Annotated in this window: 11 protein-coding genes; 5 read left to right on the plus strand and 6 right to left on the minus strand. The window is 69.5% G+C overall.

Features of this window, described 5'->3' with window-relative positions:
• The first annotated feature begins 69 nt into the window (after positions 1-69).
• On the plus strand, positions 70-3,003 hold the full coding sequence (locus HDA40_RS37435; protein WP_275978393.1) for a helix-turn-helix transcriptional regulator: 2,934 nt from the start codon (positions 70-72) through the stop codon (positions 3,001-3,003).
• Between the two features lie 123 nt (positions 3,004-3,126).
• Here HDA40_RS37435 and HDA40_RS37440 read toward each other — a convergent pair whose 3' ends face one another.
• The 5 genes from HDA40_RS37440 to HDA40_RS37460 form a co-directional block, all read right to left on the minus strand.
• Entirely contained in the window at positions 3,127-4,329 is a 1,203-nt protein-coding gene (locus tag HDA40_RS37440; RefSeq protein ID WP_253762624.1) for an epoxide hydrolase family protein, read from the minus strand.
• A gap of 144 nt (positions 4,330-4,473) precedes the next feature.
• On the minus strand, positions 4,474-5,307 hold the full coding sequence (locus tag HDA40_RS37445; RefSeq protein WP_308197806.1) for an alpha/beta hydrolase: 834 nt from the start codon (positions 5,305-5,307) through the stop codon (positions 4,474-4,476).
• Positions 5,308-5,447: 140 nt separating this feature from the next.
• Positions 5,448-8,234, minus strand: coding sequence for a WD40 repeat domain-containing protein (locus HDA40_RS37450; RefSeq protein ID WP_253762627.1), 2,787 nt, complete (start codon positions 8,232-8,234; stop codon positions 5,448-5,450).
• A gap of 53 nt (positions 8,235-8,287) precedes the next feature.
• Positions 8,288-8,650, minus strand: a complete 363-nt coding sequence (locus HDA40_RS37455) for a hypothetical protein (protein WP_253762629.1) — start codon at positions 8,648-8,650, stop codon at positions 8,288-8,290.
• Positions 8,651-8,740: 90 nt separating this feature from the next.
• Positions 8,741-9,127, minus strand: a complete 387-nt coding sequence (locus HDA40_RS37460) for a MerR family transcriptional regulator (protein ID WP_253763942.1) — start codon at positions 9,125-9,127, stop codon at positions 8,741-8,743.
• Between the two features lie 135 nt (positions 9,128-9,262).
• On the opposite strand from HDA40_RS37460, the gene HDA40_RS37465 reads away from it, so the two are divergent.
• The gene (locus HDA40_RS37465) at positions 9,263-10,408 is read left to right on the plus strand and encodes a sporulation protein (protein ID WP_253762631.1); all 1,146 of its coding nucleotides are present in this window, start codon (positions 9,263-9,265) and stop codon (positions 10,406-10,408) included.
• A gap of 333 nt (positions 10,409-10,741) precedes the next feature.
• On the opposite strand, the gene HDA40_RS37470 is transcribed toward HDA40_RS37465, so the two are convergent.
• Positions 10,742-11,215: a winged helix-turn-helix transcriptional regulator gene (locus tag HDA40_RS37470; RefSeq protein WP_253762633.1), complete on the minus strand. Its 474-nt coding sequence runs from the start codon at positions 11,213-11,215 to the stop codon at positions 10,742-10,744.
• A gap of 72 nt (positions 11,216-11,287) precedes the next feature.
• Here HDA40_RS37470 and HDA40_RS37475 point away from each other — a divergent pair, with 72 nt between their 5' ends.
• From HDA40_RS37475 to HDA40_RS37485, 3 genes are all read left to right on the plus strand, one after another.
• The gene (locus tag HDA40_RS37475) at positions 11,288-11,881 is read left to right on the plus strand and encodes a dihydrofolate reductase family protein (RefSeq protein WP_253762635.1); all 594 of its coding nucleotides are present in this window, start codon (positions 11,288-11,290) and stop codon (positions 11,879-11,881) included.
• Positions 11,878-12,705: an MBL fold metallo-hydrolase gene (locus HDA40_RS37480; protein WP_253762637.1), complete on the plus strand. Its 828-nt coding sequence runs from the start codon at positions 11,878-11,880 to the stop codon at positions 12,703-12,705. The genes HDA40_RS37475 and HDA40_RS37480 overlap by 4 nt, the downstream gene beginning before the upstream one ends.
• Positions 12,706-12,817: 112 nt before the next feature.
• Positions 12,818-13,816 (plus strand): hypothetical protein, encoded by a 999-nt coding sequence (locus HDA40_RS37485; RefSeq protein ID WP_253762639.1) that lies wholly within the window; start codon positions 12,818-12,820, stop codon positions 13,814-13,816.
• The last annotated feature ends 199 nt before the right edge of the window (positions 13,817-14,015 follow it).

Genomic DNA, 14,015 nt, shown 5'->3' on the forward strand with positions numbered 1-14,015 from the left:
TGCCCGGGACGCTAGGCTCGGACGATCTGAGGTCGCGGGTCCCGCGAAGTCACCCTCCGTGGAGGCGCCATGGAGACGGGACGGCCAGCCGTCCGGCTGTTCGGCCGAGAACGTGAGTGCGAAACCGTAGATCGCCTGGTGGACGCCGTTCGTTGCGGACGTGGCGGCGCAATCGTCGTACGCGGCGTGCGGGGGATCGGCAAGTCCGCCCTGCTGGACTACACCGCGGCAGCGTGCACCGGCCTGCGCCTCGTCCGCATCAACGGCATACCGGCGGAGCGGCACCTGGCGTACGCGGTCCTGCACCGAACCTGCGCACCGCTTCTCGACCGGATCGATAGTCTGCCGGCTCCGCAAGCCGACGCGCTTCGCGTCGCTCTCGGCCTCGCGGCAGGTCCCGCGCCGAATCCGATGCTCGTCGCCTCGGCCACCCACGGCCTGCTGACGAGCGAACCCACGGTCTGCCTGGTCGACGATGCGCAATGGCTGGACTTCCTGTCGACCCGGGCTCTGGCCTTCGCGGCCCGCCGGCTGGATACCGAAGCCGCTCTGCTGGTGCTCGCGGGGCGGGTGGACAATTTCGCGGGGTGCGTGGACGACTTCGCCGGGCGAGCGGACGACTTCGTCGGGCGCGGGGGTGCCTTCGCCGGGCGGGTGGGCGACTTCGCCGGGCGGGTGGGCGATGATGAGTTCGGCGACCTGCCCGAACTCCGCCTGCACGGCCTCCCGGACGGGTCGGCGCGGGAACTGCTCGCCTCGGTCCTCCCCGGGCCACTGGACCAACGCGTGCGGGAGCAGTTGCTGGCCGAGGCGCGCGGGAATCCGTCGGCGCTGCTCCATCCGCCGAGTAGCCGGGGGTACGCCCACCTCCCCGGCGACTACCACGATCACCCGCACCGCGAGCCGGCCGAACTCGAAACGGCATTCCGGGAGCGGATCCGGAAACTGCCGGCCGGGGCCCGTGGGATCCTCGTGCTCGCGGCCGCCGAACCCACCGGTGACCCGATCGCCGTCCGGGCCGCTGCCCGCAACCTCGGGCTACCGCCGAGGGCCGCCGCACTCACCGCCGATGCCGGGCTGCTCGAGGTGGACGCGACGGTGCGGTTCGGGCACCCGCTCGCACGATCGGCCGCGTACGGGTCGGCCAGCCGTCGTGAACGCCAGGCAGCCCATCGAGCGCTGGCCGAAGTGATCGATCCGATCACCGATCCGGACCGCCGCGCATGGCACCGCGCCCGCGCTGCCCACGGCACCGATGATCAGCTGGCCGACGACCTGGTTCGCTGGGCTCGCCGCGCACAGGTTCGCGGCGGGCTGCCGGCCGCCGCCGCGTTTCTGGAACGGGCCGCGACGTTGACGACCGACCCGGCGAAGCGCGTCGAGCGGACGCTCGCGGCGGCGGAGGCGATGATCCCTGCCGGGGACTTCGCCGCGGCTCGGCAACTGCTGACGCGCGTTCGCCCCGGTCCACTCGACGAGCGCCAGGCAGCACGCCAGGATCTGCTCCGGGCCAGACTCGAGTACGCCTCGCGTACCGGCGACGGCGTCACGTCGCTGATCCGGGCGGCACAACGGATGGAGCGACTGGATGCCGGGGCAGCCCGGGCGGCGTACCTCGACGCGTTCGGGGCCGCTCATGCGGCGGGCGCTCCGCAGGCGGACTCTCCAATTCGAGCGGCAGCCCGCACGGTGCTCCGGTCGGCGCGACTGCGCTCTGGCACTCGCCCGACCGATCGGCTTCTCGTCGGGCTGGCAACGCTCTACGACAGCGGACCGGTGCAGGCGATGCCGGCCTTGCGCGAGGCGTTGGCTGCCTGGTCTGGTGAGTCCTTCGAGGCCGTCCTCCGATTCGGCGGGCCGGCTGTCGCCGCCGCTATGCACAGCTGGGATGATCAGGCGCTGATCCGGACCGTTGGACGCGTGATCCACCTGGCCCGTCAGGCCGGTGCGCTCGGCGACCTCCTGTCCGCCCTTGAGCTGCGAGTCCCAGTGGAACTGCTGCGCGGCCGGCTGGCCAAGGCGGCAGCACTGGCCGACGAATTCGGCAAGATCAGCTACGCGATCGGGGTCGAGTCGGCGGCACCGCAGGCATGTCTGGCCGCGTTCCGAGGCGCGTCGTTCCGGGGCGTGGCGTTCCGAGGCGTTGCCGAAGGTGCGTTCTTCGGAGCAGGCCCCGACGGCGGGTTCCGCCACGGACTGACCAGCGGCACGGTGGACGATCCCGGCTCCCGTCTCGGCACGGCCACCGTCCAGTGGGCCCGGGCGGTCCAGGCGAACGGACATGGACAGTACGAGGAAGCGAATGCCGCCGCCCGCATCGCGGTGGACACCGTCGAGTTCGGCCCCGGCCAGTGGGCACTGGCGGAGCTCATCGAGTCCGCGGCGCGTACCGGGGCGGCCGGTGACCTGCGGGAGGCGCTCGATCGCCTCTGCGACCTGGCCCAAGCGGCCGGGACGGACTGGGCATTGGGTATCGCGGCCCGGACGCGGGGCGTGGCGCCGACCGGGTCCGATCCCGAATCGTGCTTCCGGGAAGCGCTCGACCGGCTCGCGCGCACGTCGCTGCGTACCGAGTCGGCCCGGACGCACCTGCAGTACGGCGAGTGGCTGCGCCGGCAAGGACGGCGAGTGGACGCGCGGGACCAGCTGCGTACCGCGGTGGACATGTTCAGTGCAGCTGGACTCGACGGGTTCACCGACCGGGCGAATCGGGAACTCCGGGCGACCGGTGAAAGCGTCCGTCCGCGCCGCAACGGACCCGACAACTCGCTCACCGCGCAGGAGTCCGTCATCGCCAGGCTGGCCCGAGCTGGAATGTCCAATCTGGAAATCGGCGTCGAGCTGTTCATCAGTGCGCGAACGGTGGAGTGGCATCTGCGCAAGGTGTACGTCAAGCTCGGCATCTCCTCGCGGCGGGAACTGCGGCGAGTGCTCACCGACAGCCGCGCCCTGCCTGACGGCGCCGGGCTCAGCCCCGTCAGCTCCGGCGACGGGGCCGGGTGACCCGTCAGCTCCGGCGGCTGGGCTCGTTGACCCGTCAGCTCCGGTGAAGGTGCCGGGTGAGGCGGGGCGATCGGCCGCGGACCGGGGCGGTGCCGGGCGGGTCCGGCACCGCCCCCGACCGTTTCAGAGGTCTCGCATGGGACGGAACCCGGCCCGGACCTCTTCGACGAACAGTTCTGGCTCCTGCCAGGCGGCGAAGTGGTTGCCCTGGTCCACCTCGTGGAAGTAGATCAGCCCTGGATAGGCCCGTTCGGCCCAGCTCCGTGGCGCCTGGTACAGCTCACGTGGGAACACGCTCACCGCGGTGGGCACCGTCGCGCCCTTGACCTCGAAGAAGTCGAGAGTGTTCTCCCAGTAGAGCCGGCCGGAGGAGATCCCGGTGTTGGTCAGCCAGGTCAAGCTGACGTTGTCGAGCACCTCGTCCCGGGTCAGGTTGCCGACCGGCCTGCCGTTGAAGGCCGCCGTGATGTCGTCGTAGCTGTGCGCGTCGTGGTCGAGCATCCACGCCGCCAGCGCGACCGGCGAGTCCGCCAGGCCGTACAGGGTCTGGGGGCGCAGCTTCATCTCGGTCGCGTACGCGATGCCCTTGGCGTAGACGGCCAGCAGCTGTTCGTAGGCGCGCCGCTCGTCGCCGCTCAAACCGTTGGGCGTGGGCGTTCCACTCAGCAGCAGCTCGGTCAGCTCCGACGGCACGGTGCCAGGCATGTTGGAGTGGATGCCGACCAACTCCGGCGCGGCGTCGTGCCCCATGACGTCGGTGATCTGCGCGCCCCAGTCGCCGCCCTGCGCGACGAAACGGTCGTATCCCAGCCGCTTCATCAGTGTCACCCAGGCCCGGGCGATGTGCGGCGGATCCCAGCCGGGCGAGGTCGGCTTCCCGGAGAACCCGTAACCGGGCAGGGACGGGACGACCACGTCGAAGGCGTCCGCGGCGTCGCCTCCATACGCGGGCGGGTCGGTCAGCGGACCGATGACGTTGAGCATCTCGACGATCGACCCGGGCCAGCCGTGCGTGAGGATCATCGGCAGCGCGCTGGGGTGGCTCGACCGGACCTGGACGAAGTGAATCGGCAGGCCGTCGATCTCGGTCATGAACTGCGGAAACGCGTTGATCCGGCGCTGAACCCGACTGTAGTCGTAGCCATCAGCCCAATACGCGGCCAGTTTCTGCATCGTCGCGAGCTGTACGCCCTGTGTCACGTCCGGCACGGTCTCGCGGTCCGGCCACCGGGTCGCCCGGACCCGCTGCCGAAGATCGTCCAGATCCTGCTGAGCTATCTCGACCAGGTACGGGCGAATGGCCGTTTCGGTGCTGGTCACTGACATGGTGCAGCCTCCTGAAGGGTAGGCGGGCCTCTCCCTTCGAAGCCTGACCGAGCGCCGCACTCCTCGGACCCGTGAAAGTCCCTGGTCCGCACGCTTCAGGCGAGCACACGACCGGGCGCCACGACGGCGTACCCGAAGCGATCGCTACGGTCGGCCGTCGGTGTCGCGCGTATGGCGGGTCGCCCACTCCAGCGCGTAATCGGCCACCTGTTCCCAGCCGGGCTCGACACCGGTGAAGTGCGATCGCTCCGGGAACTCGTAGAGCTCGGTCAGCGAGTCGGAGTTGCGGTACTTCTTCGCGTTGGAACGGATCACCGACGGTGGCATCAGATGGTCCTTGCCGCCGCTGATGAACAGCAAGGGCGCGCGGTCGTCCAGGTCGTAATCGACCCACGTCTCCTGGTGGCCCGGCTTCCAGTTGGCGATCAGGCCGTACGCCCACACCCAGCTTCCGGGCGCCGGGATGTGCAGCCGGTCGTAGGCCGCGTCGGACTCTTCCCTGGTACTGGTGTTCGCGAAGGCGTAGTGGAACTGTTCCTTGGTGAAGCCCACCGCCCGGTGCCGGTTGGCCGGGTTCGACAGGATGGGAAACAGCGACTTGATCTGCGACGGCGGGTTCACCCGTACGCCCTCGGGCGGAGCCGAGTCGATCGTGACGGCGGCCGCGCCAAGCCCGCGATTGACCAAGAGCTGGGTGAAGGTCCCACCGAACGAGTGGCCCATGATGATCGGCGGCCGGTCCAGCGCCTCGACCACCTCGATGAGATGGTCGAGCGTCGCGGGGACCGATGCCTCGGCGATGATCTCGGGGTGCTCCCGCAGCGCCTCGACCTCGATCTCGAATCCCGGGTAGGTCGGGACGACGACCTGGTGTCCCTTCGCCTGATAGTGCTCCACCCAGCGGTCCCAGCTCCGGGCGGTCATCCAGAGCCCGTGAATCAATACGATCGGCAAAGTGTCCGTCGACGACGCGGTCACGGCGATCCCTCCTTAGTGGCTGCGCCAATGGTCGGCCGCTCGGACGACGGCCGCCTCACCCTGAAGGCATGAGGTTGCGGCCGGCTCGACATCGGCGGCCGGGACACGGCGTCCCAGCCGCCCGGCTCACTTCGTCGTACTCACCAGGTCTGGACGTCAGCGCCCGTGGTCACCAGCCAGAGAGCGCGGAACGCGTGGCTGGCACGGCCGTTGAAGTCGTCCGCCCGGAGCGTCGGGAGGAGGTCCAGCACCGCGCTGATGTGGCCGCACCGGGCTGCCTGGAGGATGAGCAGCTCGGTCGGTCGTTCGCGCCTGGTTCGCGGCGTCTTCTGCAGAGCCGCGTACGCGTCGGCGAGCGCGTCGAGGTCGGCGGCGGTCGGCCGAGAATCCGCGGTTCGCGCGTTCGCCTCCGCCCGCTCCACGAGTTCCTCGTAGGCGTAGCGGGAACCGTAGACCTCTGCCCAGGAGTGAATCAGGTCGGCGCGGCCGAAGCCGGCGAACACTTCGACGGCCTCCCAGCCGTCGAACCAGCCTTCGGCCTGCCACTCTTCCGCGGTGGGGTATCGGAAGGTGAGGACTTCCCGGGTGAGATCCTCGCGTCCGGTGCGAACGAGGTAGGCGAGGAACGGCGTGCTGTAGAAGGTACTGGGGGTTTCGGCGGCGGCCTGCCAGACGGCACGCGCGTCGTCGACGCGCCCGCACTCGATGAGCGCCCACGCGACGGACAGGCGGTGCTCGCCGGAGTTCGTCTCGGGTTCGATGGCGGCGCGGGCCCGATCGAACCACGCGTCGGCGCGGGAGGTGTCGCCCAGCGCCGCATGGGCGCCGCCGACTGCGGAGGCCACGAACGCCACGTTGTAGCGGTCGAGTTCGTCCTCGACATCTTGCTCCGTGAAGGAGAAGACCTCACGCGCCCGGTCGGCCTGCCCGGCAGCGGCGAGGATCATGGCGACGTCGGCGCACCCCCGGAGGTAGTCGACCTGCGTCGGGATCGACTCCAGCAGTTCCGTCGCCTCGACTGCCTCGCCCCGTCGCGCCCGCAACCGCGCCGCGTAGCGCAGATTCTCGCTGACGTGATGATCCCAGCCTGAGTGCAGCGCCGCTCGCGCCGAGCGCGCGAACTGAAACAGGTCGTCCAGCGTCGCGGTGTCGGGCGGCGGCCATTGCCCGGCGACCGTTTCCAGCGCGCTCTGGCGCTGAAATTGCTCCGCATACTCTGCGAGCGGTGAATCGACCTGCCGTGCGGCGGTTGTCGCGTCCGGCACGATCAGCAGCTCACCCCACCGAACCGGCCACGCGAAGCGCCGCTCCACCGCCCAAGCGAGGGCGCCGTCGAGCGCGTCGTGCCGATCGGATGGGGCGATCACCAGTCCCGATTCGAAGGCGACCGCCCAGGTCTCATCGTCGAGGGCGAACGTCGGGCCGGCAGCCGGCTCCCCGGAGTCCCGCAGGTTCTCGCCGATGTCCTCGCCGTCGATCTCCAGCGGGCGCGAACCGCCGGGGGCTCGCATGAACGCGAAGTCCCCGATCGTCTCGCCGGAAGCGGTCTGAACGAAGCGCAGCGCATTCGGACCGACGGCGACGAGTACGCCGTCCGCGCCCCACAGCAGGCCGTACGCGTTTTCCGGAGACTCGACGACCGACAGCCGGTCCGGTGCCTTCCCAAGGGACCAGACTTCGATCTGGCCGGTCTCGGTGAGCCCGGCCGCGTGCAGCCCGTCAGGTGCCCAGGCCCACGTGGCGCCGTCGAGTTCTGCGCGGGAGACCTCCTTCAGGGCCATCTCCACGCCGTAGCCGGTGCCGCTTTCGTCATAGATGACGACTCTCGGCGTGGCATCCGCATCGTTGTCCTCGGGCACCACCACTGCCAGCTGAGCGACCCCGTCATGGCTGCCCCAGGAGAGTTCCGATGCGCCCGGGTGGTTGGGCAGGGTGGTGACTCGCCGCCCGGTCGCCGCGTCGGCGATCACCAGGCGGCTGTCGGTCTGATACGCGACCAGCCGTTCGTCCGGGCTCCACGCCGGGATCGTCCCGCGGCTGTCGGCCTCGGCGAACCACGACATCCGTCCGGTCACGACGTCGATGGCGAAGACGAGGCCATCGCCGTAGCCGAGCAGACGCGCGCCGTCCCGGGACCAGACGGCACGTTCGAGGGCCAGCTGCTCGTCGCCCATCAGGTCGCTGACCGCCGCCGGAAGGTCTTCGGCTAGGAAGGCGACGTTCGGGTTGTCGAGATCGTCGTTGAAGTACAGCGGACCCTCCGCCAACGGCGCGATGCAGCCCGGCACCGCGCGGCCGGACCACATCGTGATGTGGGCACGCGTACCGTCGGGCGCGAAGGCGAACGTGGGCGGACGCGAGTATCCGTCGGTGACGTTGGCGTGGCCCAGCAGATCGGTGCTCGGCCCGAACGGATCCCACGACCCCACCACGTTGGTGTCGAAGGCGAACGCGATCCGCTGCCCGTCGGCCGACCACTGGATCATGTGGCCGTGATCGGGCCAGCCCACCCCGCCCTCGATCCCGTAGAGCGTGTTGACGCAGCGCGCGGTGGGGACTTCCCAGATCTGCAAGATGCCGCCCGCCTCGTAGTCGTCGCCGCACCAGCTGCCGACGGCGAGGTGACGGCCGTCGGGACTCAGCGCGAACCCGCTGATCTCGGCGGGGTGGCCGTCCGGGTGGCGCAGCACCGCGCCGGACGCCACGAGCCGCTCGGTCACGAATCGGTGAGCGTGGGTGACGCCCGACCTCTGCTCCAGCTCGGCGAGCCTGGCCCGCAGCGGTGGCAGATCCCGGGCGGGGGTGAACGCCGACCAGTCCACTTCATGCAACGCGGCCAGGATCGCCTCCGGATCGGCGTCCACCGACGGTAGCGGTGAGAGTACGTCCGAGTAATGTGGAGCGTCCGCGTTGTCGAGAAATTCCATAGTCGGCGACCGTAGCCGATATCTCCGACATTCCCTGTCGGCTCCGTGGTGACCTACACCTGGTGCAGCCAGGCGACGATGAGCACGGCGGCGCCCGCGTAGAGCAGGAGGGTCACCGGCAGCACCCACCATCGGCGACGCTCGCCACCCAGCCAGCGCAGCCACGAGCGACGAAGCCGCACCAGTCCGAGCAGCGCCAGAACGCCGATCGCGATGAACGGGATGCTGATCAGGAAATGAGCGGCCCAAGCGCCACCCTGGGTCGGGCCGCCCCACGCGTTGTCATACGGCCCTGGTTCGACGAGGCCATAGAACACGCCGCGGGCGACACACAAGACGATCATCGCGATCGGAATCAGCGCCAGTACCCCGACAGCGGTAGTCACAGCGGCTTCGCGCGGCTTGATCTTGGTCATGCGGGCGACCTTACGGATCATCCTCCGCGCGGTGCGTCACCCCGTGGAGCCATCTCCGGCGTGGCCCCCCAGTACTACGTGCACTGTGGTTCAGATCTGGGGGAGTGCGCCGAGAAGCTCGGTCGCAGCCGTGACGAGGTCGTGCGCGCGGGAGATCAAGGCGGCGACGACCGCGTTCGTCTCGGCGGCCTTCTCGGTGTCCGCCAGCTGGTGCAGTGCGCGGAGGTCCTGGCCGAGCCTGTCGACGATTCCGGGCAGGTCGTCCGTGGACTTGCGCAGCCGGCCGGCGATGGACTCCAGTCGAAGACCCGCCTGCTCCAACGTCTGGATCGCGCCGATCAGGCCGACGGCCTGGGCCGCGTACAGCCGGTAGCCCTTCGCGGTGCGCTCGGCAGGCGCGAGAAGACCGAGCTGCGTGTAGTAGTCGACCGTCCTGGAACTGACACCCGCTGTGGCGGCCAGTTCGCCTATCCGCATCAACGCCACGACCAGCCCTTCCTCAGCAACCGTACAGTTACGCGTGATAGTTTGCCCCGTGTGGCTGATCCTATCGGCGCGGCGGCCTGAGTCCACAAACCTCCAGCACTGCTGACATGAAGGGAACGCACTCCCATGGTCTTCAAGAAACTGCTCGCTGGGCTCGGCTTCGGCGGAGTCGAGGTGGACACGGTGCTGTCTGCGCAGCCGCCGGTCACCGGCGGTCAGCTGTCGGGTCAGGTCAACTTGCGGGCCAAGTCCGACACCGACGTCGCGGCGATCACGGTGATCCTGCTGGCGGGCGGGCAGCGTGGCGAGATCGAGCTGGGCCGGTTCGCGGTCGCGGGCGGCCTGCGGGTGATGGACGGGCAGACGCCGTCGATCCCGTTCACCGTCCCGCTGCCGGCGAACACACCGTTCACCCGGCTCTACGGCAAGACGATGCCCGGCGTCGGCCTGGGCGTACGCACCGAGGTGGCGGTCGCGTCCGGCAGCGGCAAGACCGACTTCGACCCGATGGCGGTGGACGCCGGCCAGGTGCCGCAGAGCATCGTCGACGCGCTCGGCACGATCGGCTGCCGGTTCGTCCGCAATGAGCTGCGAGCGACCCCGGGCCTGCCCGTCCCGGCCGCACAGGCCATCACCTTCTACGCCCCCATCCCGGAGGGACAGCAGCCCGGCCCGCACATCCCGATGCTGACGTTCCTGTTCGCGGGGACAGGAGCGGACGTGACGACGATCTTCGTCGAGCTGGCGTCCCGGCCCGGTGCGGCCGATCGCTATGACCTCTCGCCGGTGGACGTCGAGCGGCTGACGGCCGACAACGGGTGGACGGCGCAGGTCGACCGCTGGGTCGTGGCCGCGCTGGACAAGCTCGGTCAGCCAGCACCCGTGGCACCCGGTTCCTTCATGCAGCCGCACCAGTCCGGCTACGCACCGCACGGCCAGGGGCGTCCCGGGCAGTACGGCTACGCCGGGCAGGGCCACCAGGGCTACAAGTACGGTGGCTACCACGGCCGACCCGGCATGGGCGGAGCCCTCGCGGCCGGCCTTGGTGGCGCGGCCCTCGGCTTCTTCGGCGGCATGATCATCGGCGACATGATCAGCGACGCGTTCGCTCCCGATGCCGAAGCCGCCGACGGGGCTGGGGCGGAGGACGCCGGGGCCGACAGCGCCGGCTTCGAAGACGCCGGCGCCACCGAGGCCGGCTACGACGGCGGCGGATACGAGGACTTCGGCGGCGGCGACTTCGGTGGCGGCGATTTCGGCGGCGACTTCTGATCCGCTAGACCGGATGAGCCGCCCGCGAAGTACGGCGGGCGGCTCATCGCGGGCTGGGGCGCCGGCCTCGGCTTCCCGGCGATCGTTCTCGATCCCAGCGGAACCGCGGTCGAGGTCCACGTCTTCGAGTCGGCCGACCTTCCGGCGCACTGGCCCCGACTAGACGACTTCGAAGGGCCGAGCTACCAGCGCGTCACAGCGAACGTTCGCACGTCGACCGGTGTCGTTCAGGCGTCGATCTACGCCTTGCGAGCCACGGGAGGCGACGACGCGACGACTGCGCGGTCCGCGCCACCTGGGCCGGAGTCCGTCAGCTGAGCGTCCACAGCGGAGTTATGGCACGTCGGCTGCGTCAAGCCGTTCGAACGGGCCCGGGCCGTCGTGCGGCTTCGACGGCGCGCCCAGGTGACGGGTACGGAGTTCGTCCATCAGCTCCTCGATGAACGCCAGACCTCGCTCGCGTATCAGCTGGTGCCGACGCCGCAGGCCGTCGCTTCCAGGGCGCCAGTCCAGTCCCCAGGCGCCCAGGGCGCAGATGATCGGAAGCGCCTGGATGCCGGCTTCCGTGAGGCTGTAGCGGGCGCGCTGGCCTCGAGCGGCGGTGCCACGGGTGAGGATGCCCGCCTCCACGAGCCGCACCAGGCGGTCGGCGAGGATGTTCGACGCGATGCCCTCGACCGATCCGGTGAGCAGCGCCCGGAAGTAGCGGCGGTCGCCGAAGACGACGTCGCGAAGCACGAGCAGGGACCAGCGGTCGCCGAGTACGTCGACGGCGGCGCTGATCGGACACCCAGGTGGTGACTCCACGACTCCTCCTTGACAGGTATGCCGCCCCAACTATAGTGGTTGCAAAACGCAATCACTATGGATGGGAAGCGGATGGGCCGTTTCGTTTACTCGATGAACGTGTCCCTCGACCTGCGGATCGAGCAGGTACCGGGGGACAACGGCGCCGGCGAGTGGCTGCGCATCGACGAAGAACTGCACCGGGAGGCGAACGCCCGGACGCGGGAGCTGGCGCTCATGGTCCACGGCCGGGTCTTCTACGAGGTCATGGAGGAGTACTGGCCACGCGCGCCGCACGACGCGTCGCTGCCGGACTACATGCGGGAGTACGGGGAGATCTGGACTGCCAAGCCCAAGGTGCTCGTCTCGCGTACGCGGCAGACCGCTGATCACGACACGCGGATCATCGGCGGAGACGACGCGATCGAACAACTGGCGGCATTGCGCGCCCAGACCGACGGCATCATCAGCGTGGGCGGCGCGACGCTTGCCACCCAGTTGCTGCGGGCCAAGCTGCTCGACGAGCTGATGCTCTGGACGCATCCGGCGTACCTCGGATTCGGCCGGCCGTTGTTCGACGACTACGACACGCCGATCGACCTCGAGCTGCTGGAGCAGCGAACACTCCGATCGGGCGTCACGATGCACCGCTACGCCGTCTCCGAAGTAAGCGAGGCACGCTCATGATGAGGGAAGTCGCGAAGGGCGTACGGGTCCACGAGAGTGAGTTCATCGAGAGCAACGCCGTTGCCGTGCAAGGCGAGGCGGGTGTGTTGCTCGTAGACGCCGGGATCACCGACCGGGAAATGATCGCGATCGCCGACGACCTTCGTGCGCTGGGTGGACCGGTCGTGGCGGGGTTCTCGACGCATCCACATTGGGATCACCTGCTCTGGCACGCCACGCTGGGCGAAGCGCCGCGCTACGGCACCGCCCGCTGTGCGGCTGCGATCGAAGCGTTCCTGTCGGACGCGAACTGGCGGGACCTCGTCACGGAGGATCTGCCGCCGGAGATCGAGGTGCCGCTGGACCTGTTGGGCCAGATCGACGGCCTGCCCGCCGGGGCGGTGCGGATTCCGTGGAACGGCCCGGAGGTCCGGATCATCGAGCATCGGGCGCATGCGGCCGGCCACGCGGCCCTGTTCGTCGAAGAGTGTGGCGTCCTCGTCGCCGGCGACATGCTCTCCGACGTCCTGATTCCGATGCTCGATCTGAGCGGTGCCGGGGACCCGATCGAGGAGTACCTCGCCGGGCTGCGGCTGCTCGAAGACGTGGCGGGTGACGTCGACGTCGTCATCCCAGGGCACGGATCGGTCGGCGGAGCCGCTCAGCTGCGCGAGCGGATCGAGCGGGATCGGGCGTACGTGCTCGCCTTGGGTAGGGGCGATACTCCCAGCGACCCGCGGATCGGCCGGTCGGCCAAGCCGGGCTGGGAGTGGGTGACCGATGTGCACGAGGGGCAAGTCCAGGGTTTGGCCGAGATGACTGAACGCGACGGCAGATCAGAATAGCGATCGACCAGCGCGCGACCGCCTTCGATGTCGCGGCTGAAGTTCTTACGGTCTGAGGAAGCCGCGCCCGTCGATCTCCCATATGGACGCGGAAGTGCTTACGGTCATGCTCGTGAAGGCCTGGAAGCTGTTCGTCCCGGCGGTTCTGGCCGCCAACATCTGTGCGCTGGGTGCCGTGACTCCGGCGATGGCCGGTCGTACGCAATGCCAGCAGCGACTGACGTCGCTCACCTTGTCCGGTCCCACGGTGCAAGCGGGCGGTCGCCTCACCGGACAGGTCGGCTTGGAATGCAAGGCCGGCCGGACGGGAGCGACCGTCGCGCTCGCCGTCAGCAGCTCGGCGGCAAGCGTACCCACTTCGGTGGTGGTGCCCTCGGGCGGCAAGACCGCCTCGTTCACGCTGACTGCCGCCGAGGTCGCCACGGACACGACCGTCACGGTCACGGCGACGTACGAAGCGACATCGCTCAGTGCCGCGGTGACTGTCGTCCACGTCCCCCCGTCGGCGCCCCAAGTCCGATCGCTGACGCTCGCGCCGGCCTCGGTCACGGCGGGAGGGGTCGCGACGGCGACGGTGACGCTGTCCTCGGCGGCGCCGGCTGGGGGCGCCACCGTCGTCATCAGCAGCGACAGCGCCACGGTGGGGGTGCCGCCGACCGTCGGCGTGCCCGCCGGCGCCACATCGGCGACGTTCAGCGCCACGACGGTCGCCGACCCGGAGCAGGCGTACACCCAGACGGTAGGTCTGCGCGCCACGTACGGGGGCGGTCAGGCGTCCGCAGTGCTCTGCGTGTTCCCGCCCGCGCCGCCGGCCGGGGTGGCGGTGCGTACGGTGGATCTCAGCGCCGCGACAGTGCAAGGTGGTGGCGATCCAGTCACCGCGTCGGTGACCCTGACGTCGCCGGCTTCGGCCGCGACAAGGGTCTACTTCTACGGCTCCGCCTACGGCCCGGTGCGCATGTCGGAGCAGAGCGTGCTCATTCCGGCCGGCGAGCAGACCGGTGCCATCCAACTGTTCCCGGGTTCGGTCACCGCTGACTACACCTACACGCTGACCGCGGAGGTACGCGGAACGACGCCGGCGGCTGCGGTGCTTCTGATCACGCCGTGACGTCCACCGTGGGGTGACGTGACACGGCCGTGTCAGGGGGCAATACGTACGGACGGTGCAATGCCCCGAACTATCTGTTAGTTCGGGGCATTTCTATTTTTAGATACCAATTCGTGATCTTCCCGTCATTTGATCGTCGTCTGTGGACCAAAGACTCGGCTTCGTCATGGCGATCACTAGACACGAGGGAGCACGAAGC

Source organism: Hamadaea flava (assembly GCF_024172085.1).
GTDB lineage: Bacteria > Actinomycetota > Actinomycetes > Mycobacteriales > Micromonosporaceae > Hamadaea > Hamadaea flava.

Bases quoted from the DNA above. Each gene is read 5' to 3' on its own strand.
- HDA40_RS37435 (WP_275978393.1), top strand. From the start codon at position 70: ATGGAGACGGGACGGCCAGCCGTCCGGCTGTTCGGCCGAGAACGTGAG.
- HDA40_RS37440 (WP_253762624.1), bottom strand. From the start codon at position 4,329: ATGTCAGTGACCAGCACCGAAACGGCCATTCGCCCGTACCTGGTCGAG.
- HDA40_RS37450 (WP_253762627.1), bottom strand. From the start codon at position 8,234: ATGGAATTTCTCGACAACGCGGACGCTCCACATTACTCGGACGTACTC.
- HDA40_RS37455 (WP_253762629.1), bottom strand. From the start codon at position 8,650: ATGACCAAGATCAAGCCGCGCGAAGCCGCTGTGACTACCGCTGTCGGG.
- HDA40_RS37460 (WP_253763942.1), bottom strand. From the start codon at position 9,127: ATGCGGATAGGCGAACTGGCCGCCACAGCGGGTGTCAGTTCCAGGACG.
- HDA40_RS37465 (WP_253762631.1), top strand. From the start codon at position 9,263: ATGGTCTTCAAGAAACTGCTCGCTGGGCTCGGCTTCGGCGGAGTCGAG.
- HDA40_RS37475 (WP_253762635.1), top strand. From the start codon at position 11,288: ATGGGCCGTTTCGTTTACTCGATGAACGTGTCCCTCGACCTGCGGATC.
- HDA40_RS37480 (WP_253762637.1), top strand. From the start codon at position 11,878: ATGATGAGGGAAGTCGCGAAGGGCGTACGGGTCCACGAGAGTGAGTTC.